Annotated in this window: 2 protein-coding genes; one reads left to right on the forward strand and one right to left on the reverse strand. The window is 43.8% G+C overall.

Features of this window, described 5'->3' with window-relative positions:
• Positions 1 to 511, forward strand: a 511-nt coding sequence (locus RTJ53_RS11865; RefSeq protein ID WP_312277090.1) for a uroporphyrinogen-III C-methyltransferase, incomplete at its 5' end; no start/stop codon positions are given.
• A 251-nt stretch (positions 512 to 762) separates the two neighbouring features.
• On the opposite strand, the gene nirD is transcribed toward RTJ53_RS11865, so the two are convergent.
• Positions 763 to 1,083 (reverse strand): nitrite reductase small subunit NirD, encoded by a 321-nt coding sequence (gene nirD / locus RTJ53_RS11870; protein WP_265104040.1) that lies wholly within the window; start codon positions 1,081 to 1,083, stop codon positions 763 to 765.
• Between the last annotated feature and the right edge of the window lie 169 nt (positions 1,084 to 1,252).

The raw sequence follows: 1,252 nt of genomic DNA on the forward strand, positions 1-1,252 counted from the left end.
TATTGTACGCTTAAAGTCGGGTGACCCGTTTATCTTTGGGCGTGGCGGTGAAGAAATGCAAACCGTGATTAGCGCTGGTGTAGCCTGTGAGTCGATTGCAGGCATTACAACAGCATTAGCAGTCTCTAATAGTGTTAACATTCCGCTCACTCATCGTGACCATGCCCAGTCGGTGAAGTTTGTTACTGGGTTTTTAAAGACTGATACGCCTAACGAGCAATTCGCTGAACTACTTACTGATAATCAAACGGTGGTATTTTATATGGGATTAAATACCTTACCGTCACTGACTCAAGGCTTGATGCAAGCAGGTAAATCAGCCGATACACCATTTGCGATTATTGCCAATGTTAGTCGTCCTAACGAGCAAGTTTTGGTGGCTACGCTAAGCACTATTCAAGCATTGCAAAATGACGCTAAACTGCCATCGCCTGCGGTGATGATTATGGGCGATGTGGTATCGCTGTATCATCAATTAAATGCGCCTACTTTAACGTATGCCGCATTGTAGCATTGTAGCATTGTAGGGATGATAAGACTGTACAGATTGTAGCCATATTGTAGCCAAAGTTCATCAGTTACTCAGTGGGTAGCGAGAAGAATAACTATGCTGACACAGGGGGGGGAGATGATTGCTTACCCTCTATTTTTGTCACCACCTAAAACATAAAAAAAGCATGCGGTTTTGATGCCTTTTTTATGTTTGTGAGAGTGTTGTGCGAGGTTTGGGCAAATTCAATCTGTCCTTACAGTTAATAAAGACTAAATCATTACCACGCCATTGGTCACGCTCACAGGGTAGGATTTTAACGCCACTTGCTCATCATCAATGCATTTACCTGTTGCCAAGTCAAAGCGTTGTTTGTACATGGGTGATGCGACATATCGTACCTTTTGTCCATCAATTTCACAGCTACCAAGTAGTCCACGAGAGATAACATTGGCTTGGCTAAAAGGGTCAAAGTTGTGCATGGCAAAAACGTCATCATTTTGGGTACGAAAGATAGCCACTTGCTCGCCGTTTACCAACGCACACACGCCTGTTTCGGGGATGATATCGTCAATTTTACAGATTTCGTTCATCGTAATTTTCCATTGTTTTGATTGAAAATGGCATGCTAAATTAGCGCCATTTTGCTATGGGTTAACCATTAAGCAAGCTCGATGTCCGCTTGGGCGGCAATAGCGTTGTAAGCCAATCCTTGCTTTTCCTCAGCCGTTGCAGGGCGAATTTGGCTCCGCTCTTCGACAA

Source organism: Moraxella sp. CTOTU46711 (genome assembly GCF_031975715.1).
In the GTDB taxonomy this organism is placed as follows: Bacteria; Pseudomonadota; Gammaproteobacteria; order Pseudomonadales; family Moraxellaceae; genus Faucicola.